The sequence below is a fragment of the Arthrobacter sp. Cza30 genome (assembly GCF_059090765.1).
Window position 1 is genome coordinate 74,088 of sequence record NZ_JBNHGA010000004.1, and the last position, 19,918, is coordinate 94,005.

19 protein-coding genes are annotated in these 19,918 nt (G+C 70.3%); 17 read left to right on the plus strand and 2 right to left on the minus strand.

Annotated features, from left to right (window positions below):
• Window positions 1-2 precede the first annotated feature (2 nt).
• From AC5RVZ_RS13910 to AC5RVZ_RS13930, 5 genes are all read left to right on the plus strand, one after another.
• Window positions 3-1,430 (plus strand): UDP-N-acetylmuramoyl-tripeptide--D-alanyl-D-alanine ligase, encoded by a 1,428-nt coding sequence (locus tag AC5RVZ_RS13910; RefSeq protein ID WP_494066362.1) that lies wholly within the window; start codon window positions 3-5, stop codon window positions 1,428-1,430.
• The gene (gene mraY, locus AC5RVZ_RS13915) at window positions 1,427-2,539 is read left to right on the plus strand and encodes a phospho-N-acetylmuramoyl-pentapeptide-transferase (RefSeq protein ID WP_494066363.1); all 1,113 of its coding nucleotides are present in this window, start codon (window positions 1,427-1,429) and stop codon (window positions 2,537-2,539) included. The genes AC5RVZ_RS13910 and mraY overlap by 4 nt, the downstream gene beginning before the upstream one ends.
• Window positions 2,521-4,083: a UDP-N-acetylmuramoyl-L-alanine--D-glutamate ligase gene (gene murD / locus AC5RVZ_RS13920; protein ID WP_494066364.1), complete on the plus strand. Its 1,563-nt coding sequence runs from the start codon at window positions 2,521-2,523 to the stop codon at window positions 4,081-4,083. The genes mraY and murD overlap by 19 nt, the downstream gene beginning before the upstream one ends.
• Window positions 4,043-5,260: a putative lipid II flippase FtsW gene (gene ftsW / locus AC5RVZ_RS13925; protein ID WP_494066365.1), complete on the plus strand. Its 1,218-nt coding sequence runs from the start codon at window positions 4,043-4,045 to the stop codon at window positions 5,258-5,260. The genes murD and ftsW overlap by 41 nt, the downstream gene beginning before the upstream one ends.
• An 81-nt stretch (window positions 5,261-5,341) precedes the next feature.
• Window positions 5,342-6,427, plus strand: a complete 1,086-nt coding sequence (locus AC5RVZ_RS13930) for a UDP-N-acetylglucosamine--N-acetylmuramyl-(pentapeptide) pyrophosphoryl-undecaprenol N-acetylglucosamine transferase (protein WP_494066366.1) — start codon at window positions 5,342-5,344, stop codon at window positions 6,425-6,427.
• Between the two features lie 112 nt (window positions 6,428-6,539).
• Here AC5RVZ_RS13930 and AC5RVZ_RS13935 read toward each other — a convergent pair whose 3' ends face one another.
• Window positions 6,540-6,905 (minus strand): GntR family transcriptional regulator, encoded by a 366-nt coding sequence (locus AC5RVZ_RS13935; RefSeq protein ID WP_494066986.1) that lies wholly within the window; start codon window positions 6,903-6,905, stop codon window positions 6,540-6,542.
• Window positions 6,906-7,034: 129 nt separating this feature from the next.
• On the opposite strand from AC5RVZ_RS13935, the gene murC reads away from it, so the two are divergent.
• The 9 genes from murC (at window position 7,035) to AC5RVZ_RS13980 (ending at window position 14,557) form a co-directional block, all read left to right on the plus strand.
• Window positions 7,035-8,447: a UDP-N-acetylmuramate--L-alanine ligase gene (murC, locus tag AC5RVZ_RS13940; RefSeq protein ID WP_494066367.1), complete on the plus strand. Its 1,413-nt coding sequence runs from the start codon at window positions 7,035-7,037 to the stop codon at window positions 8,445-8,447.
• Window positions 8,448-8,453: 6 nt separating this feature from the next.
• Window positions 8,454-9,455, plus strand: coding sequence for an FtsQ-type POTRA domain-containing protein (locus AC5RVZ_RS13945; protein WP_494066368.1), 1,002 nt, complete (start codon window positions 8,454-8,456; stop codon window positions 9,453-9,455).
• Window positions 9,456-9,615: 160 nt separating this feature from the next.
• Window positions 9,616-10,761 (plus strand): cell division protein FtsZ, encoded by a 1,146-nt coding sequence (gene ftsZ, locus AC5RVZ_RS13950; protein WP_494066369.1) that lies wholly within the window; start codon window positions 9,616-9,618, stop codon window positions 10,759-10,761.
• A gap of 19 nt (window positions 10,762-10,780) precedes the next feature.
• Window positions 10,781-11,467, plus strand: a complete 687-nt coding sequence (locus AC5RVZ_RS13955; protein ID WP_494066370.1) for a YggS family pyridoxal phosphate-dependent enzyme — start codon at window positions 10,781-10,783, stop codon at window positions 11,465-11,467.
• Window positions 11,468-11,499: 32 nt separating this feature from the next.
• Entirely contained in the window at window positions 11,500-11,961 is a 462-nt protein-coding gene (locus AC5RVZ_RS13960) for a cell division protein SepF (RefSeq protein WP_494066987.1), read from the plus strand.
• 9 nt (window positions 11,962-11,970) lie between these two features.
• Window positions 11,971-12,270, plus strand: a complete 300-nt coding sequence (locus AC5RVZ_RS13965; protein WP_494066371.1) for a YggT family protein — start codon at window positions 11,971-11,973, stop codon at window positions 12,268-12,270.
• Between the two features lie 129 nt (window positions 12,271-12,399).
• Window positions 12,400-12,981 carry a DivIVA domain-containing protein gene (locus AC5RVZ_RS13970; protein ID WP_494066372.1) on the plus strand — a complete coding sequence of 194 codons (582 nt, stop codon included), beginning with the start codon at window positions 12,400-12,402 and terminating at the stop codon, window positions 12,979-12,981.
• 9 nt (window positions 12,982-12,990) lie between these two features.
• Window positions 12,991-13,635, plus strand: coding sequence for a signal peptidase II (gene lspA, locus AC5RVZ_RS13975; RefSeq protein WP_494066373.1), 645 nt, complete (start codon window positions 12,991-12,993; stop codon window positions 13,633-13,635).
• Window position 13,636: 1 nt separating this feature from the next.
• Complete coding sequence (locus tag AC5RVZ_RS13980) at window positions 13,637-14,557, plus strand: RluA family pseudouridine synthase (RefSeq protein ID WP_494066374.1); 921 nt, start codon at window positions 13,637-13,639, stop codon at window positions 14,555-14,557.
• A 37-nt stretch (window positions 14,558-14,594) separates the two neighbouring features.
• Here AC5RVZ_RS13980 and AC5RVZ_RS13985 read toward each other — a convergent pair whose 3' ends face one another.
• Complete coding sequence (locus AC5RVZ_RS13985; RefSeq protein ID WP_494066375.1) at window positions 14,595-15,077, minus strand: NUDIX hydrolase; 483 nt, start codon at window positions 15,075-15,077, stop codon at window positions 14,595-14,597.
• An 87-nt stretch (window positions 15,078-15,164) separates the two neighbouring features.
• Here AC5RVZ_RS13985 and AC5RVZ_RS13990 point away from each other — a divergent pair, with 87 nt between their 5' ends.
• The 3 genes from AC5RVZ_RS13990 to dnaE all read left to right on the plus strand — a co-directional run bounded on the left by AC5RVZ_RS13990 (window position 15,165) and on the right by dnaE (window position 19,822).
• Window positions 15,165-15,746, plus strand: a complete 582-nt coding sequence (locus AC5RVZ_RS13990) for a GNAT family N-acetyltransferase (RefSeq protein WP_494066376.1) — start codon at window positions 15,165-15,167, stop codon at window positions 15,744-15,746.
• A gap of 9 nt (window positions 15,747-15,755) precedes the next feature.
• The gene (locus tag AC5RVZ_RS13995; RefSeq protein WP_494066377.1) at window positions 15,756-16,202 is read left to right on the plus strand and encodes a hypothetical protein; all 447 of its coding nucleotides are present in this window, start codon (window positions 15,756-15,758) and stop codon (window positions 16,200-16,202) included.
• A 149-nt stretch (window positions 16,203-16,351) separates the two neighbouring features.
• A complete protein-coding gene (dnaE, locus tag AC5RVZ_RS14000; RefSeq protein ID WP_494066988.1) occupies window positions 16,352-19,822 on the plus strand; it encodes a DNA polymerase III subunit alpha in 3,471 nt (1,156 codons plus the stop codon).
• Window positions 19,823-19,918 lie beyond the last annotated feature (96 nt).

The window sequence follows — 19,918 nt, forward strand, 5'->3', positions numbered from 1 at the left end:
CCATGATCGCGCTCACCATCGCCCAGCTCGCCCACGCCGTCTCGGGCGAAGTCCACCTCGCCGCCGGGGACACCCTCGACACCGTCGTGAGCGGCGCCGTCGACACCGACTCGCGCCTGATCGCGCCCGGCGGCGTCTTCGTCGCCAAGCCCGGAGCCGAGACCGACGGCCACCGCTTCGTCGGCGCGGCGATCGCGGCCGGTGCAGCCGTCGCGGTCGTCGAGCACGTCGTCGAGCCCGAGGACGGGTCCACGGTCACGCAGATCGTCGTGCCGGATGCCGTCGCGGCGCTGTCCGACCTCGCGCGCGTCGTCGTGGCGCGGGTGCGGGAAGCCGGAGCCCTGCGGATCGTCGGCATCACGGGCTCCAACGGCAAGACGACGACGAAGAACCTGCTCGCCCGCATCCTGGAAGGCGAGGGCGAGACGGTCTCGCCGAAGGCCTCGTTCAACAACGAGGTGGGTGCGCCGCTGACGATGCTGCGCGTCACCGACGACACCCGCTTCCTCGTGAGCGAGTTCGGCGCCAGCGCGCCGGGCGAGATCGCGCGCCTGGCGGGCCTGGTGCACCCCGACGTCGGAGTCGTGCTCATGGTCGGCATGGCGCACGCCGGCGGCTTCGGCGGCATCGAGGCGACCTTCCATGCCAAGTCCGAGCTCGTCCGCGCGATCCGCCCCGGCGGGCTGGCCGTGCTCAACGCCGACGACGCGCGCGTGTCGGCCATGGCTCCGATCGCGGCCGAACGGGATGCCGCGGTGCGGTGGTTCGGTCGGGGACCGGCCGCCGCCGACGTCCGCGCCGACGACGTCGCCGTGACGGCATCCGGCACGACGTTCACCGTGACCGCCGATGGACAGTCCCTTCCCGTGCGGCTGCGCGTGCTCGGCGAGCACCATGTGATGAACGCCCTCGCGGCCATCGCGACGGCCACCGCGCTCGGGGTCTCGCTGCCAGAGGCGGTCGAGCGGGTCGAGAGCGTCGAGATCGCCGAGCGGTGGCGCATGCAGCCCCTGGGCTCGGACCGGGTGCGCATCATCAACGACGCGTACAACGCCAGCCCGGACTCCATGGCGGCGGCGCTGCGCACGCTCGCGCAGATCGCCGGCCCGGGGGAGCGCACCGTCGCGGTCCTCGGCGCGATGAGCGAGCTCGGCGAGTACGCCGAGGAGGAGCACGACCGGGTCGGGCTGCTGGCGGTGCGCCTGGGCATCCAGCGCATCGTCGTCGTCGGCGCCGACGCGCGTCGCATGTACCTCGAGGCGGTGGCCCAGGGCTCGTGGGACAACGAGGCGGTGTTCTTCGAGACGGCCGACGAGGCGTTCGACTACCTGCAGGGCGAGCTGCGCGACGGCGACAGGGTCCTGGTGAAGTCCTCCAACTCGGCCGGGCTCAGGTTCCTCGGCGATCGTCTGGGAGAATCGTTCTCGTGAGATCACTCCTGACTTCGGCGGCGATCTCGCTGGCGTTCACGCTGTTCCTGACGCCCGTCTTCCTCCGGCTCTTCCGCGCATGGGGCTGGGGCCAGGTGATCCGGACTCCGGAGAACATCCACAACCCGAGCCACCACGCCAAGCGGGGCACGCCCACGATGGGTGGCACGATCTTCATCGCCGGCACTGTCGTCGGCTACCTCGTCGGAGCGTTCACCGGCAACAACCCGCCGACCATCTCCGGCCTCCTCGTGCTGTGGATGATGATCGGCTTCGGCGTCGTCGGATTCATCGACGATTACATGAAGGTGCGCAGCCAGCGCAGCCTGGGCCTCAGCGGTTGGCGCAAGATCGTCGGGCAGATGATCGTGCTCATCCCGTTCGGCGTGGTCGCCCTGAACTTCCCGAACCTGTACGACCAGACGCCGGCATCGCCCTTCATCTCGGTGTTCCGCGACGTCCCGGCGCTGTCGTTCATGGCGCTGGGCGCGGTGGTCGGCTGGATCCTGTACCTCCTGTGGGTCTCGATCATCGGCGTCGCGACCTCGAACTCCGTCAACCTCAGTGACGGCCTCGACGGTCTCGCCGCGGGCGCCGGCATCTTCGTCACCGGCGCGTACAGCCTGATCGCGTTCTGGCAGTTCAACCAGGCCTGCTGGGGCGGCGAGGCTCTGTCGCCGGCCGCGCAGGCCGCGTGCTATCCGACGCGGGACCCCTTCGACCTCGCCATCGTGTCGGCGTCCTTCGTCGGCGCTCTCATCGGGTTCCTGTGGTGGAACGCGCCCAAGGCGAAGGTGTTCATGGGCGACGTCGGATCCATGGCGATCGGCGGGGTGATCGCGGCCATGGCGATCCTCACCCGCACCGAGCTGCTGCTGATCCTCGTCGCCGGCGTCTACGTCATCGCCTCCGGCTCGGTGATCCTGCAGCGGCTGTACTTCAAGCTCACCCGCGGCAAGCGCCTGTTCCTCATGAGCCCGCTGCACCACCACCTCGAGATGCGGGGATGGCCGGAGATCACGATCGTCGTGCGGATGTGGATCATCGCGGGGCTGCTCGCCGTCTCCGGGATCGGGTTCTTCTACGTGGAATGGCTGTCGCGCACATGACCGTCTCGGACCGTCTGTCGCAGCTGACCAGCTGGCACGCCGACTGGAAGGGCCTGCGCGTCGCGGTGCTCGGGCTCTCGGTCACCGGCTTCTCGGTCGCCGACACGCTCGCCGAGCTCGGTGCCGAGGTGCTCGTGGTCACCGAGAAGGCCGAAGAGGAGTACGAGCGCCTGCTGCCGGTGATCGGCGCGCGTCTGTGGACCGGCCCGCTCGATGCGGTGCCGCAGGAGCTCGCCGACTTCGCGCCCGAGGTCGTTGTGGCCTCTCCCGGGTTCCCGCCGCGGCATCCCGTCGTGGCGTGGGCACGCGACTCGGGCATCGCCCTGTGGGGCGACGTGGAGCTCGCCTGGCGGGTGCGCGACAAGGTGCTGCGCCCGGACGGGACGCCGGCCGACTGGGTCCTCATCACCGGGACGAACGGCAAGACGACGACCACCCGGCTCACCGCGACGATGCTCGTCACCGGCGGTCTGCGGGCCGCGCCCGTGGGGAACATCGGCACCCCGGTCCTCGATGCCGTCCGGGATCCGTCGGGTTTCGATGCGCTGGTCGTCGAGTTGTCCAGCCACCAGCTGTGGTACCTGGGCCTGCAGGAGGGTCCGGACCCCGTCTCGCCGCACGCCGCCGTCTGCCTGAACCTCGCCGACGACCACCTCGAGTGGCACGGCTCGTTCGAGGCGTACCGCGACGCGAAGGCGCACGTGTACGACAACACGCGCGTCGCGTGCGTCTACAACAAGGCCGACGCCGCGACGATGCGCATGGTCGAGGACGCCGACGTCGTCGAGGGCGCCCGCGCCATCGGCTTCGATCTCGGCGTGCCCGGGCCCAGCGACCTCGGCGTCGTCGACGGGATCCTCGTCGACCGCGCTTTCCTGGAGGACCGCCGCACCAGCGCGCTGGAGCTGACCACGGTCTCGGAGCTGACCGACCTCGGCCTCGGGGCACCGCACGTCGCGGCGAACATCCTCGCCGCCGCGGCACTGGCGCGGTCCCTCGATGTGCCGCCGTCGGCGATCCGTCAGGCGCTGCGCGGCTTCCGGCTGGACCCCCACCGCATCCAGGTCGTCGCGCGGCACGCCGGCGTCACCTGGGTCGACGACTCCAAGGCCACCAATCCGCACGCCGCGGCCTCTTCACTGGCTGCCTATCCCGGTGCGGTGTGGGTGGTCGGCGGGCTTCTGAAGGGCGTGGACATCTCGCAGCTCGTCGCCGACCGCGGCCCTCGCGTGAAGGCGGCGATCGTCATCGGCGTCGATCGCGCGGACGTCGTCGCGGCGTTTGCACGACACGCCCCCGCGGTGCCTGTCTTCGAGGTCGACGCCGATGAGACTGAGGGAGTCATGACGCGGGTCGTCGAGCTGGCGGCCGGAGTCGCGCGTGACGGGGACGTGGTGCTGCTCGCCCCCGCCGCGGCGTCCTTCGACCAGTTCGCCTCCTACGCCGACCGCGGAACCCGATTCGCGGCGGCCGTCACGGAATGGATCGGAACGGGGGACGACGGTGAGCACGACGCACCCGCGGACCCGCCCGGCGCCGGCTGAGCCCGACTCCACCGCCAGGCGCGGCCTCGCCGCCCGCGTCTCGCTCGGCCGGGTCTTCGCCCCGGTCCCCAGCGAGTTCCTGCTCATCGCCTCGATGGCCCTGCTGCTGACCGTCTTCGGCCTGATCATGGTGCTGTCGGCGACATCGGCGACGGCGACGGCCCGCGGCGAGGCGCCATGGGAGATCGTCCTCAAGCAGGTCGTCTTCGCCGTGATCGGCATCCCGATCATGTTCATCGCCAGCCGGCTGCCGGTGAGCTTCTGGAAGAAGATGTCGTGGCCCGCCCTCATCCTCGCCGTCGGGCTCCAGATGCTGGTGTTCACGCCGCTCGGACACTCCGCCGACGGAAACCGCAACTGGATCACGGTCGCGGGATTCCAGGCGCAGCCGTCGGAATTCCTCAAGCTCGCCCTGGCGCTGTGGGTGGCCTATGTGCTCTTCCGCAAGCAGACGCTGCTGCGCAAGTGGCAGCACGTCTTCATCCCTCTCGTGCCGGTCGCGGGCCTGGCGATCGCCACGGTGCTCGCCGGCGAGGATCTCGGCACCGCGATGATCCTCGTGCTGATCGTGCTCGGCGGCCTCTTCTTCTCCGGCGTCCGGCTGCGGATCTTCATCCTTCCCGCGATCGCGGCGGCCGTCGCCGTGGCATACCTCGCCATCGCGAGCCCGGACCGCATGCGGCGGTTCATGAGCTTTCTCAACCCCAACTGCCTGGACGACTACTACAACGACTGCTACCAGCCGCTGCACGGCATCTGGGCCCTGGCAGGCGGCGGCATCTTCGGCCTGGGCCTGGGGAACTCCCGGGAGAAGTACGACTGGCTTCCCGCCGCGGCGAACGACTACATCTTCGCGATCGTGGGGGAGGAGCTCGGTCTCATCGGCTGCGCCGTCGTGCTCGCGCTGTTCGCGCTCTTCGCCGTCGGCGCCTTCCACGTGATCCGGAAGACCGACGATTCCTTCGTGCGCATCGCCGCCGGTGGGATCACCGTGTGGGTCGTCGGGCAGGCTCTCATCAACATCGGCGTCGTCCTGCGCGTGTTCCCGGTGCTCGGCGTACCTCTGCCGTTCATGTCCCAGGGCGGCACATCGCTGCTGTCGGTCCTGCTCGCGTGCGGCGTGCTGCTGTCGTTCGCCCGATCGCTTCCCGCCCGGCCCCTCGCGCCGGCGCGCTGACGGCCGGCGCGCACGGCGGAGCGCGGCCGAACCGGCGGGGATCAGGATCGACGCGATCGCTGCGCCGTTAGGCTCGGGTGGGTGACGACGTATCTCCTCGCCGGCGGCGGGACCGCCGGGCACGTCAACCCGCTCCTGGCCGTCGCCGACGCGCTGCGCGCGCGCGATCCCGAGGCGGAGGTCCTCGTGCTGGGCACGAGGGAGGGCCTCGAAGCGCGCCTCGTGCCCGAGCGGGGCTACGAGCTGCTCTTCGTCGACAAGGTGCCCTTCCCGCGCCGGCCGAACCGCGCCGCGGCGGCCTTCCCGATGCGCTTCCGTCGCGCGATCGCCCAGGTGCGTCAGCACATCAGCGCCCGCGGCGTGGACGTCGTCGTCGGATTCGGCGGGTACGCGTCGGCGCCGGCGTACGTCGCCGCCGGACGGGCCGGCGTGCCGTTCGTCGTCCACGAGGCCAACGCCCGGCCGGGCCTGGCGAACGTCCTGGGCGCCCGCCGCGCGGCCGGCGTGGGCGTGACCTTCCCGGGCACGCCCCTCAAGCGCTCGCGCGTGGTCGGGATGCCGCTGCGCCGCGAGATCGTGAGCCTCGATCGCTCCGCGCGGCGAGAAGAGGCCGCCGCGCACTTCGGCCTGGAGCCTGACCGTCCGGTGCTGCTCGTCTTCGGCGGTTCGCTCGGCGCGCAGCGGCTCAACGAGGCCTTCGGCGAAGGTCACGGTGAGGCCTGGCGCGACGTCGTGGCGGCCGGCTGGCAGCTGCTGCACGTCACCGGTGAGCGCTCGGAGCTGTCGGATCCCGGGGCACGGGGATACGCCGTGCACCGCTACGTCGATCGGATGGACCTCGCCTTCGCCCTCGCCGACCTCATCGTCTCGAGGGCGGGGGCGGCCACCGTGAGCGAGATCAGCGCGCTCGGCATCCCGGCCGTGTACGTGCCCTATGCCGTCGGCAACGGCGAGCAGGCATTGAATGCCGCCTCCGCCGTGCGCGCCGGGGCGGCCCTGCTGATCCCGGATGCCGAGTTCACCGGCGAGCGCGTGCGCTCCGAGGTGATCCCCCTCCTGGCCGACGACGCCCGGCGGACCGCGATGACCGCGTCGGCGGCATCCGTCGGCACCCGGTCGGGCACCGAGAACGTGGTCGCCATGATCGACGACGCCCTGGCGCGCTGACGCGGGGCCCGTCCGACGTCGTTTCAGAGGGAATCTGCGCAGGCGAGGAGCAGAAGGCGGGGTTGCGGCCCTCTGATGCGTCGATCTCCTCTGAGCGGGCGCCCGAGCCGATTCAGCGCGTCCTCACCGCCCGAAGCGCCGCCGTGACGAGTGCGAGCGCCTCATCCGCGTCGAACCTCAGGTGCCGCACCTGATCGGCGAACGCTGCCGCGGCGCGCTCCAGCTGCTGCCTGGCGGGGTCGGCGTCGAACGAGACGAACGTGCCGTTGCGGCCGCGGGTCTCGATGACCCCGGATGCCTCGAGTTCGCGGTACGCGCGCGCCACCGTGCCCGGAGCGACGCCGAGGTCCTCCGCGAGCTTGCGGACGGTCGGCAGCCGATGCCCGGGCGGCAGCGCGCCGGAGCCCACCGCGTCGATCACCTGCGCGCGCAGCTGCTCGAACGGCGGGATGTGCGACGACGGATCGATGGCGATGATCCATTCCATCCCGTCACTGTGGCGCGGGTTGTACCAACGTGTCAACACGACGTCGGAGCGGGACCGGGTCGGGGTCGCCCAGCGCGCCGGGGCCGGGGCATCCGTCGCCCAACTTAGGATTGACGGGTCATGATCAGACCCGACCTCAGCCTTCCAATCCCCGAGCACATCGAGGCCGCCCACTTCATCGGCATCGGCGGCTCCGGCATGTCGGGGCTCGCGCGGATGTTCCTCGAGCGCGGCATCCGCGTGTCGGGCTCGGACCGCGCCGACAGCAAGGGACTGCGGGAGCTGGAGGCGCTGGGGGCCGCCGTCTACGTCGGTCACGACGCCGCCAACCTCGCAGACGACGTCGACACCGTCGTGCACACCGGCGCCATCTGGCCCGAGAACCCCGAGTTCGTGCTCGCCAAGGAGCGCGGGCTCCACGTCATCCACCGTTCGCAGGCGCTGTACTGGCTGATCGGCGGGCGCCGGCTCGTCTCGGTCGCCGGCGCACACGGCAAGACGACGTCGACCGGCATGATCGTCACGGCCCTGCGCGACCTCGGCGTGGACCCGACCTTCGTCAACGGCGGCGTCATCGCCCAGCTCGGCGTCTCGAGCGGCAGCGGCGCGGACGACCTGTTCGTCATCGAGGCCGACGAGTCCGACGGCACGTTCCTGCTCTACGACACCTCGATCGCCCTCATCACGAACGTCGACCCCGACCATCTCGACCACTGGGGCACGCGCGAGGCGTTCTACGCGGCCTTCGCGCGCTTCGCCGACGAGGCCCGCGAGGCGGTCGTGATCTCGTCGGACGATCCCGGTGCGCGGCTCGTTTCCGAGCAGCTGACGCATTCGCGGATCGTCACGTTCGGCGAGGCCGAGGACGCCGTGGTCCGCGTGACGGGCATCCGCACCGACGGTCCGGTCTCGTTCTCCATCACCCACGACGGCATGACCGTCGAGGCGCGCCTGCCCATCCCTGGTGCGCACAACGCGATCAACGCCGCGGGCGCGGTGGCGGTGCTGCTGACCCTCGGGCACGGGCTCGAGGCGGCCGTGCGCGCGGTCGAGGGGTTCTCGGGCACCGTCCGCCGCTTCGAGCTGCACGGCGTCGAGCGCGGCGTGAGCGTCTACGACGACTACGCCCACCACCCGACGGAGGTCGCGGCGGCACTGTCGGCGGCGCGCACGGTGATCGGCGGCGGGCGCATCATCGCGCTGCACCAGCCCCACACCTACTCCCGTACGCAGCAGATGTACCGGGAGTTCGCCGAGGTGCTCGAGGGACTGGCCGACCACACCGTCGTGCTCGACGTGTACGGCGCCCGCGAGGATCCCGTTCCCGGTGTCACCGGCGAGCTCGTCAGCGGCGCCTTCGACGACCCCTCGCGCGTCCACTTCGTGGCGGACTGGCAGGCTGCGGCCGATTACACCGCGTCGATCGCCCGCAGCGGCGACTACGTCATCACGCTGGGCTGCGGCAACGTCAACCTGATCATCCCGCAGGTGCTCGAGGCTCTCGAGCGCAGCGCGGCGGATCCGGGGAAGTAGCCCCGCGTGCGCCGGCCGTCGCCGTTGCCGCAGCCGCCCGCGCGCGCCGCCGAGCAGCCGGCCCCGTCCGCCGGTCACGGCCGTTCCGCGCGTCGCTCCGAGGCGGGCATGGCGGATGCCACGGCGGCCGACTCCCGCGTCGCGCCGCAGCACGACGACACGGCGCCCGTCATCCCCATCACCGCGCCGCTCGACCCGCGCGGAACGGGGGAGCCCCACGTGGCCGCCGAGGACGCGCCGCCCGGAGTCGGCTTCCGTCAGGTCTGGAAGGCGGCCCGCGCCCGGCGCAGGGCGCTGCGCGCGGAGGTCCGCCGGTTCACGGCCCGCCAGCGGCGTCGCCGGGCGATCTGGCTCGGCGTGGCGGCATCCCTGCTCGCCGTGGCGCTCGGCACGGTCGGCGCCGCGTACAGTCCGCTGTTCGCGGTGCAGCGCATCACCGTCGCCGGAGTGCAGCAGCTGGACCCCGACGAGGTGACCGCCGCGCTGTCGGATCAGATCGGCACGCCCTTGCCGCTCATCGACGAGAGCGCGATCAAGGCCGAGCTCGTCGCCTTCCCACTGGTGGAGTCGTACACCCTCGAGGCGCGCCCGCCGCACGACCTGGTGGTGCGCATCGTCGAGCGCACGCCGATCGGCGCGATCGAGACGCGCGCGGGCCACACCGTCGTGGATGCCGCGGGCGTCGCGCTGTCGACCTCCGCCACGCCACCGGCGGGTGTCCCCGTGCTGTCGATCCGCGGCGGCGTGGATTCGGACGCCTTCACGGCGGCCGGACAGGTGATGCGATCGCTTCCCGAGGAGATCCGCGCGCAGGTCACGGCCGTGGCCGCAACCACACCCGACGACGTGACGCTCACGCTCGGCGGCACGCAGACGCAGGTCGTGTGGGGCAGCGCCGAGGACTCCGCCTACAAGGCCTTCGTGCTGCAGCGCGCGATGGCCTCACGGCCCCCGGCCGACGTCTCCAGCTACGACGTCTCGTCGCCGCAGGCGATCGTCATCCGCTGACCTCGCGACTTCCGACACGGGATGGCGCGACACGCCGCGCGGGTCCGGGCTTGGCGACGGCATCGCCTTACTTTCGAGTCGAGGAATTGCATACCGGGCAATTCTTTATACCTCTACTAGAGGTTGAAGGTTACGAAGGTCCAGGGCTACGGAGGCCGGCATGAGCCAGAACCAGAACTACCTCGCCGTCATCAAGGTGGTCGGGGTCGGCGGAGGCGGCGTCAACGCCGTCAACCGGATGATCGAGCTCGGCCTGCGGGGCGTCGAGTTCATCGCCATCAACACCGATGCCCAGGCGCTGCTGATGAGCGACGCCGACGTCAAGCTCGACGTCGGACGCGAGCTCACGCGCGGCCTCGGCGCCGGCGCGGATCCCGAGGTCGGCCGGCGAGCCGCCGAGGACCATGCCGAAGAGATCGAAGAGGCCCTGCGCGGCGCCGACATGGTCTTCGTCACCGCCGGCGAAGGCGGCGGGACCGGCACCGGCGGTGCGCCCGTCGTCGCGAAGATCGCGAAGTCGATCGGCGCACTCACGATCGGCGTCGTGACCAAGCCCTTCTCGTTCGAGGGACGCCGTCGCCAGCAGCAGGCCGAATCCGGCGTCGCGCGCCTCAAGGAAGAGGTCGACACCCTCATCGTCGTGCCGAACGACCGCCTGCTCGAGATCAGCGACCGCGGGATCTCCATGATCGAGGCGTTCGCGACCGCCGACCAGGTGCTCCTCGCCGGTGTGCAGGGCATCACCGACCTCATCACGACTCCGGGTCTGATCAACCTCGACTTCGCCGACGTCAAGTCGGTCATGCAGGGCGCCGGCTCGGCGCTCATGGGCATCGGATCCGCCCGCGGTGCCGACCGTGCCATCAAGGCGGCCGAACTCGCGGTCGAGTCGCCCCTGCTCGAGGCCTCGATCGAGGGCGCGCACGGTGTGCTGCTGTCCATCCAGGGCGGGTCGAACCTCGGCATCTTCGAGATCAACGACGCCGCGCAGCTGGTCAAGGAAGCGGCTCACCCGGAGGCGAACATCATCTTCGGCACCGTGATCGACGACACGCTCGGCGACGAGGTGCGGGTCACCGTCATCGCCGCCGGCTTCGACGGCGGCGAGCCGCAGGCGCGCATCGAGCCGATGACGGCCGCGCGCGTCGTCACGGCGCCGGCGCTGCCCACGACGTCGGCCGACGATGCCGCGAAGGACCGCGAGGTCGAGCCGGCCGTCCCCGTCTCGGTGGCGGCCGTGTCCGACAGCTCGTACGACTCCGCGTTCGGCGACGACGACCTCGACATCCCCGACTTCCTGAAGTAAGCCCCCGACGGGCCAGCCGATGACGGACCTCGCCGAGCGCCTCGCCGCCGTCGACGCCCAGATCGCGGATGCCGCGCGTGCGGTGGGCCGGGATGCCTCTGAGCTCACGCGCATCGTGGTGACGAAGTTCCACCCGGCGTCACTCGTCGCCGACCTGTACCGGCTCGGCGTCCGTGACGTGGGGGAGAACCGCCAGCAGGAGTTCAGCCGCAAGGTCGTCGAGGTCGGGGCGCTCGAGGGGCTGCGATGGCACTTCATCGGGCAGGCTCAGACCAACAAGGCGCGGGCGATCCGGGCTGCGGCATCCGTCGTCCATTCGGTGGACCGCGCCCGGCTCGCCGACGCGCTGCATCACGCGGCAGACGACGGCGATCCCGTGCTCGACGTGCTGCTGCAGGTGAACCTCACCGACGATCCCGGCCGCGGCGGCGTCGCCCCTGCTGAGCTCGAGGCGCTGGCGACGCACGCGGCGCAGCTGCCGTCCCTGCGGGTGCGCGGCGTCATGGCGGTGGCGCCCCTCGACGAACCGCCGGCGCCGGCCTTCGAGCGGCTTCGCCGCTACGCCGACACCGTGCGCGCCGTCGTGCCCGACGCCGACTGGATCTCGGCCGGCATGACCGCCGATTTCGCCGAGGCCATCGCCGCGGGCGCGACACACCTGCGGATCGGCTCGGCAATCACGGGCCCGCGGCCGGAACGCGGTTAACCTCAGAACAGATGAGCACTACGGAGGATGCGATGTCGAACCCGCTCAAGAAGACCATGGTGTACCTGGGCCTCGCCGACGAGGAAGAGGTCTACGAGGAGCCCGCGCCGCAGCAGCGCGCCCGCAAGCCTGAGGCCGTGGTCGAGAAGGCGGCGCCCGTGACGCCGATCCACCGTCCCGCCGTCGTGCGTCAGCCGGCGCCGCCCACGGTCAACGAGATCCTGACGGTGCACCCCAAGCAGTACCGCGACGCTCAGGTGATCGCCGAGAACTTCCGCGAAGGCATCCCCGTCATCATCAACCTCTCGCAGATGAGCGACGCGGACGCACGCCGCCTCATCGACTTCGCCAGCGGCCTCTCGCTCGGCCTCTACGGGCGCATCGAGCGGGTCACCAGCAAGGTGTTCCTGCTCTCGCCCGAGAACGTCGCCGTGTCCGGTGACGGCGCGGTGGCACAGGCCGACGCGGATTCGGTTCCGTTCACGCAGCCGTAGTCTGGCTTCGTGGCTGTCGTCCAACTCATCGCATCGATTCTCAACCTCGCGCTGCTGCTCTACGTCTTCGTGCTGCTGGCACGACTGATCCTGGAGTGGATCCCGTTCTTCAACCGGGAGTGGCGCCCCCGTGGGGCGGGGCTGGTCGCGGCTGAGATCGTGTACACCGTCACCGACCCGCCCATCCGGCTGTTCCGCCGTCTCATCCCGCCGCTGCGGGTGGGAACGATCGCGATCGATTTCGGCTTCGCCCTGACGATGCTGCTGTGCTTCATCCTGCTCAGCGTGACGCGCGCCATCGCGAACTGACGGCCGTCTTCGCGCGTCACCGTCCTTCGACAGTCCGATGAGGCGCGGCTATGCTTTCCTGGTACGACCGACCCCCAGCCGGTCCACCGACATCGGCCAGCGACCTGAGCGCTCGAAAGAGGAATCACCATGGCATTGACCCCCGATGACGTCGTCACGAAGCAGTTCCAGCACGTCCGCTTCAAGGAGGGTTTCGACCCCGACGAGGTCGACGACTTCCTCGACGAGATCGTCGTCGAGTGGCGCAAGGCACTCGCCGAGAACGAGGAGCTGAAGGCCAAGCTGGCCGCGTACGAGTCCGGCGCGACGCCCGCTCCTGCGCAGGCCGCGGAGCCCGCTCCCGCCCCGGCTCCCGTCGCCGAGGCTCCCGCCGCCACGACGGCGCCCGCCGCCAGCGCCGGCATCATCGAGCTGGCGCAGCGCCTGCACGACGAGCACGTCGCCGAGGGCATCGCCCAGCGCGACCAGCTGATCGCCGACGCCAAGGCGCAGGCCGCATCCATCGTCTCGGAGGCCGAGACGCGCGGCCGCGAGGAGCTCGCCAAGCTCGAGCGCGAGCGCACGAACCTCGAGGGCCGCATCAGCGAGCTGCGCAACTTCGAGCGCGACTACCGCGCGCAGCTGCGCAGCTACATCGAGGGCAAGCTGCGCGACCTCGAGACCACGGCGACGACCTCCGGCGCCCAGTCGGTCTCGGCCGTGGGCCTCTAGGCCGGCCCTTTGACAGGCCGACCCCGGTCCCTGAGCCCCTCCAAGGGTCGTCAGGCGGCGGCCGGCATCACCATCGCGATCCTCGCGGTGGTGGTGCTGGCCGCCGACCAGTTGACCAAGCATTTCGCTCTCGAGAATCTGCCCTTCCAGGAGCCCGTGCGGGTTCTCGGCGACTTCCTCAGCTTCTATCTCACCCGCAACCCGGGTGCCGCCTTCTCTCTCGGCGAGGAGGTGACGTGGGTCTTCACGATCGCCCTGGCCGCCGTGGCGGTCGCCATCGTCTGGCTCGCTGCCACCCGCGTGACCTCCCGACTGTGGTCGGTCGCCCTCGGGCTGCTGCTCGGCGGCGTGCTCGGCAACCTCGCCGATCGGCTGCTGCGTGACCCCGGGTTCGGCGTCGGGCACGTCGTGGACTTCATCCTGACGCCCTGGATGTGGTTCCTCCCGGGCATGTCGCCGGCCATCTACAACGTCGCCGACATCTTCATCGTCTCGATGATGATCGCCGTCGCGCTGCTCGTGCTCCTCGGCATCCGTCTCGACGGCACCCGTGAGCGCCGCCGCGCCGAAGACGAGCCGGCGGAGGGAGCCCACCGCGCGACCCCCGGCGACGCCGCGACCGGCGCCGAGGCATCCGGCTCCCAGAAGGACTGACGTGGAGTCCCGCAGCCTTCCCGTGCCGGATGGGCTCGACGGCACACGCGTCGACGCCGCGCTGGCCAAGATGCTCGGCTTCTCGCGCACGTTCGCGGCCGACGTCGTCGAGGCGGGAGGCGTCGCGATGGACGGGCGCGTGCTGGCCAAGAGCGACAAGCTCGCCAGTGGCGCGTGGCTGGAGGTGTCGTGGACACCGAAGGAGGAGCCGCGCGTCGTTCCCGTCGCCGTGCCGGAGCTGGGCATCGTGCATGACGACGACGACATCGTCGTGGTCGACAAGCCGGCGGGTGTCGCCGCGCACCCCTCCCTGGGATGGGAGGGGCCGACGGTGCTGGGCGCGCTGGCCGCCGCCGGCTTCCGGATCGCCACCACCGGCGCGGCGGAACGTCAGGGCGTCGTGCACCGCCTCGACGTCGGCACGAGCGGCCTGATGGTGGTGGCCAAGACGGAGTCGGCGTACACGGCGCTCAAGCACGCGTTCAAGGCGCGCGAGGTGGACAAGGTCTACCACGCCGTCGTCCAGGGGCACCCCGACCCGCTCTCCGGCACGATCGACGCGCCGATCGGACGGCATCCCACGCATTCGTGGAAGTTCGCCGTCACCCCCGCGGGCAAGGACTCGGTGACCCACTACGAGACCATCGAGGCGTTCCGCGGAGCGGCCCTGCTAGAGATCCACCTGGAGACCGGAAGGACGCACCAGATCCGCGTGCACATGGCCGCGCACCGGCACCCCTGCGTGGGCGACCCGCTGTACGGTGCGGACCCGACCCTGTCGGCGCGGCTGGGACTCGCTCGTCAGTGGCTGCATGCGCAGGAGCTGTCCTTCACCCACCCGGCCACGGGGGAGTGGGTCACCTTCACCTCGCACTATCCCGCCGACCTCGCCCACGCGTTGGAGATCCTGCGCGGCGACTGAGCCGCGCTCGCGTGGGCCCGGGTCCGACGGCGACCGCTCACCGCGGCGCGCGGCCGCCTTCGAAGTGCGCCGGGTCGTCCTCGGCCACCGCGTGCGCGATGCGGCGCAGCATGTCGCGGTCCAGCTCGGGCAGCTCATCGAGCCCGTACCAGCCGACCTCGGTCATCTCGCCGTCCGCGGGGTACGGCTCGCCCGAGACCCAGGCGCACCGGAACGTCAGATCCAGATAGTCGGCCTGGTCGCCGTTGCCGTAGACGATGCGAGGGATCTGGTGCACCCACGCCAGGCGCTCGACGCGGCACACCACCCCTGCTTCCTCGAGGGCCTCGCGCACCGCCGCGTCGGCGGGCTCCTCTCCGGGGTCGACGATGCCGGTGATCGGTGTGAGCGCGCCGTTGTCGCTGCGGCGTCCGAGCAGCACGGTGTCGCCGCGGAACACCACCGCGGTGACCCCCGCGAGCGCCAGCGGGTGCGTGCCGATCATGCGGCGCAAATCCAGGACGAAGTCGGGAGTCGGCATGCCCTCAGCCTACGAACCCGGCGCGGGACTGTCGCTCACGGCCGCCGCGCCGTGGACGATGTCGGATGCGGCGGGCACAGTGGAACCATGTCGATCAGCGTGCGTCCGGCAACGGTGTTCCAGGACGTCGCCGCGGTGATCGGCCCGAAGAACCCCGGGTCGAACGTGTGCTTCTGCCTGAGCTACCGCCTCGGCTCCAAGGAGAATCTCGCCCTGCGTGGGCCCGCGCGTGCCGAGCGCGTGCGCGAGCTGTGCGCGCAGGATCCCCCGCCGGGCGTCCTGGCGTACGACGGCGACGAGCCGGTGGGATGGGCGGCCCTGCACCCGCGCTCCGACACGTCGTTCGCGCGCAACCGCCGCATCCCGCACGTGGACGACCTCGAGGTGTGGTCGCTGTGGTGCTTCCGCGTCCGGCCCGGACACCGCAAGCAGGGGATCATGCACGCCCTGCTGGACGGCGCGGTCGCGTACGCGCGCGAGCGCGGTGCGCCGGTGGTCGAGGGCTACCCCGTCGACAACAAGGGCGAGAAGGTCGACCTCACGATGGCCTATGTCGGCACCCGTCGCCTGTTCGAGCGGGCCGGGTTCACGAAAGCCGCCGACACGACGTCCGTGCTCGCCGGGTTCCCGCGCGTCGTGATGCGGCTCGACCTGCGCGACAACCCCTAACGTGAGAGCGTGAACGACCTCCTGCGGCGCCGGCTCTCCCGCGCGAACACGCTCTACCTGGATCTCGTCGACACCCTCAGCGCCGAGCAGCTGGGCTCGCGACTGGCGGACCTCCCCTCCGACACGATGGGGCACCAGCTGTGGTGCGTACTCGGGGCGCGGGAGAGCTACCCTCGCGCGGCGCGTGCGGGCGCGTGGCAGGGCTTCACCAGTCCGGTGCCGCGTGATGCCGCCGATGCCGGCGCGCTGCGCGCCGCGCTCGTGGCGACCGCGGGCGCCGTGGACGAGTGGATCGCGGGCCTCGACGCGGCGGATGAGGCATCGTTCACCTACGCGCTGGCGCTGCTCGAGCACGAGACCCAGCATCAAGGCCAGCTGATCCGCTACCTCTACGCACTGCGGATCGACAGGCCGCACTCGTGGCAGCAGCAGTACGCGCTCGACGAGGACTTCTGACCTTCACCCTCTGGTCGAAGGTGAAACGACCTCGACGGGCGGAACCGGGACACCCCCGACGGCGCGGTCGTCGATGTCGGCGCCGTTCGTAGACTCGATCCGTGGCATCCGACTCCTTCGTTCACCTGCACGTGCACAGCGAGTACTCGATGCTCGACGGGGCCGCCCGCATCGGCCCGATGGTGCAGGAGGCGGTGCGCCAGGGCATGCCCGCGATCGCGGTCACCGACCACGGCAACACGTTCGCGGCGTTCGAGTTCTACAAGACCGCGAAGGATGCCGGCATCAAGCCGATCATCGGCATCGAGGCCTACGTGACCCCGGGCACGCACCGGGCCGACAAGGCCCGTGTGCGGTGGGGCACCCCGGAGCAGAGCGACGACGACGTGTCCGGATCGGGCGCGTACACCCACATGACGCTGCTCAGCGAGACGACCGAGGGCATGCACAACCTGTTCCGGCTGTCGTCGCTGTCGAGCATCGAGGGCTACTACTTCAAGCCGCGTATGGACCGCGAGCTGCTCCAGAAGTACAGCAAGGGACTCATCGCGACCACCGGGTGCCCGTCGGGCGAGGTGCAGACCCGACTGCGGCTGGGGCAGTACGACGCGGCGCGGGCTGCGGCGGCCGAGTTCCAGGACATCTTCGGCAAGGGGAACTACTTCGCCGAGATCATGGACCACGGGCTCGCGATCGAGCGACGCGTGATGACCGATCTGCTGCGCATCGCGAAGGACCTCGACATCCCGCTCGTCGCCACGAACGACCTGCACTACACGCACCAGCACGATGCGACCAGCCACGCCGCGCTGCTGTGCGTGCAGTCCGGGTCGACGCTGGACGACCCGAAGCGGTTCAAGTTCGACGGCGACGGCTACTACGTCAAGTCGCCGGCCGAGATGCGCCAGGTCTTCCGCGACCATCCCGAGGCGTGCGACACGACGCTGCTCATCGCCGAGCGCTGCGACGTCGAGTTCAACACCAGCGCCAACTACATGCCGCGGTTCCCGGTGCCCGAGGGCGAGACCGAGGAGTCGTGGTTCATCAAGGAGGTCGAGAAGGGCCTCCACGAGCGGTATCCCGGCGGCATCCCCGACGCCGTGCGCAAGCAGGCCGAGTACGAGACCGGCGTCATCACGCAGATGGGGTTCCCGGGCTACTTCCTCGTCGTCGCCGACTTCATCAACTGGGCCAAGCGCAACGGCATCCGCGTCGGCCCCGGACGAGGCTCGGGTGCGGGGTCGATGGCGGCTTACGCCATGCGGATCACCGACCTCGACCCGCTGCAGCACGGGCTCATCTTCGAGCGGTTCCTCAACCCGGACCGCGTGTCGATGCCCGACTTCGACGTCGACTTCGACGACCGCCGTCGTGGCGAGGTGATCCAGTACGTCACCGAGAAGTACGGCGACGAGCGCGTCGCGCAGATCGTGACGTACGGCACGATCAAGGCCAAGCAGGCGCTGAAGGACGCGGGCCGCGTGCTCGGCTTCCCGTTCAGCATGGGCGAGCGCCTCACGAAGGCGATGCCGCCCGCGGTGATGGGCAAGGACATGCCGCTGTCGGGCATGTTCGACCCTCAGCATCCGCGGTACAAGGAAGCGGCGGAGTTCCGCACGCTGATCGAGACCGACCCCGAGGCCAAGACGGTCTTCGACACCGCCCAGGGCCTGGAGAACCTCAAGCGCCAGTGGGGCGTCCACGCGGCGGGCGTCATCATGTCCAGCGAGCCGCTGATCGACATCATCCCGATCATGAAGCGGGAGCAGGACGGTCAGATCGTCACCCAGTTCGACTATCCCGCGTGCGAGTCCCTGGGCCTGATCAAGATGGACTTCCTGGGGCTGCGCAACCTCACCATCATCAACGACGCCCTCGACAACATCGCCGCGAACCGGGGGCACCCGCTCGTGCTGGAGGATCTCCCGCTCGACGACAAGGCGTCGTACGAGCTGCTGTCCCGCGGTGACACGCTGGGCGTGTTCCAGCTCGACGGCGGACCGATGCGCTCGCTGCTGCGGCTGATGAAGCCCGACAACTTCGAGGACATCTCCGCCGTCATCGCGCTGTACCGGCCGGGACCGATGGGCGCCAACTCGCACATCAACTACGCGCTGCGCAAGAACGGGCAGCAGGACATCACGCCGATCCATCCGGAGCTGGAAGAACCGCTCGCGGACATCCTCGACACCACGTACGGCCTCATCATCTACCAGGAGCAGGTGATGGCCATCGCCCAGAAGGTGGCAGGCTTCACGCTCGGCCAAGCAGACATCATGCGCCGTGCCATGGGCAAGAAGAAGAAGTCCGAGCTCGACAAGCAGTACGAGGGCTTCGAAGGCGGCATGAAGGCGAACGGCTTCAGCGAAGCGGCCATCAAGACGCTGTGGGACATCCTGGTGCCCTTCTCGGACTACGCGTTCAACAAAGCCCACTCCGCGGCGTATGGCCTGGTGTCGTACTGGACGGCGTATCTGAAGGCGCACTATCCCGCGGAGTACATGGCCGCGCTCCTGACCAGCGTCGGCGACGCCAAGGACAAGCTCGCGGTCTATCTCAACGAGTGCCGGCGCATGGGCATCAGGGTGCTGCCCCCGGACGTCGGCGAGTCGATCCGGTACTTCGCCGCCGTCGGCGAAGACATCCGCTTCGGACTGGGCGCGGTGCGCAACGTCGGCGCGAACGTCGTCGACGCCATCGTCGAGGCGCGGTCCGCAGCGCCTTTCACGTCGTTCCACGACTTCCTGGCCAAGGTGCCGGTTCACGTCGCCAACAAGCGCACGGTGGAATCGCTCATCAAGGCCGGCGCGTTCGACTCACTGGGCTCGACGCGCCGCGCCCTGATGGAGATCCACGAGGATGCCACCGAGGCCGCCGTGCTCGACAAGCGGCGCGAGGCGAACGGCGAGGTCGGCTTCGACTTCGACTCGCTGTGGGGCGAGGACGAGCCGCAGCAGGCGGCCAAGGTGCCCGAGCGACCGGAGTGGACCAAGAAGGACAAGCTCGCGTTCGAGCGCGAGATGCTCGGCCTGTACGTCTCGGACCACCCCCTTGCGGGTCTGGAGATCCCGCTGGCGAAGCACGCGTCCACTAGCATCCACGACCTGCTGGCGTCCGAGGATGTCAACGACGGCGACCAGGTCACCATCGCGGGCCTGGTCACGAGCGTCCAGCACCGCGTGGCGAAGCAGAGCGGCAACCCCTACGGCATGATCACCGTCGAGGACTTCGACGGCGAGGTGACCGTCATGTTCATGGGCAAGACGTACACCGAGTTCTCGCCGATGCTGCAGGCCGACTCCATCCTCGTCGTGCGCGGCAGGGTCTCGCGGCGAGACGACGGACTCAACCTCCACGCCCAGTCGGCGTTCAGTCCCGACCTGGGCACGATGGACGACTCGGGAAGCCTCGTGCTCGTGATGCCCGAGCGGCGCGCGAACGAGGCGGTCGTGGGGGAGCTGCTGCAGATGCTCCAGCGGCACCGCGGCGACACCGAGGTGACGGTGAAGCTGCACAGCGGCAACGTCGCGAAGGTGTTCGAAGTGCCCCACACCGTGCGGATCACCCCGGATCTGTACGGCGAGCTGAAGGGTCTTCTCGGGCCGCAGTGCCTCGGCTGAGGTGATCCGCCGCGAGGGATGCGGGCGCCGCCGCGGGCGGTGCCCGGGTGCGCCCCCGGCATCTCATCGACGTCTCACACGGCGTGAGTAGTATCA

Excerpts from the sequence above, each read along its gene's own strand:
- AC5RVZ_RS13990 (WP_494066376.1), top strand. The coding sequence starts at position 15,165 with ATGTCGATCAGCGTGCGTCCGGCAACGGTGTTCCAGGACGTCGCCGCG.
- dnaE (WP_494066988.1), top strand. The coding sequence starts at position 16,352 with ATGCTCGACGGGGCCGCCCGCATCGGCCCGATGGTGCAGGAGGCGGTG.
- AC5RVZ_RS13970 (WP_494066372.1), top strand. The coding sequence starts at position 12,400 with ATGGCATTGACCCCCGATGACGTCGTCACGAAGCAGTTCCAGCACGTC.
- AC5RVZ_RS13985 (WP_494066375.1), bottom strand. The coding sequence starts at position 15,077 with ATGCCGACTCCCGACTTCGTCCTGGATTTGCGCCGCATGATCGGCACG.
- ftsZ (WP_494066369.1), top strand. The coding sequence starts at position 9,616 with ATGAGCCAGAACCAGAACTACCTCGCCGTCATCAAGGTGGTCGGGGTC.
- AC5RVZ_RS13910 (WP_494066362.1), top strand. The coding sequence starts at position 3 with ATGATCGCGCTCACCATCGCCCAGCTCGCCCACGCCGTCTCGGGCGAA.
- murD (WP_494066364.1), top strand. The coding sequence starts at position 2,521 with ATGGCTGTCGCGCACATGACCGTCTCGGACCGTCTGTCGCAGCTGACC.
- AC5RVZ_RS13960 (WP_494066987.1), top strand. The coding sequence starts at position 11,500 with ATGTCGAACCCGCTCAAGAAGACCATGGTGTACCTGGGCCTCGCCGAC.
- murC (WP_494066367.1), top strand. The coding sequence starts at position 7,035 with ATGATCAGACCCGACCTCAGCCTTCCAATCCCCGAGCACATCGAGGCC.
- AC5RVZ_RS13955 (WP_494066370.1), top strand. The coding sequence starts at position 10,781 with ATGACGGACCTCGCCGAGCGCCTCGCCGCCGTCGACGCCCAGATCGCG.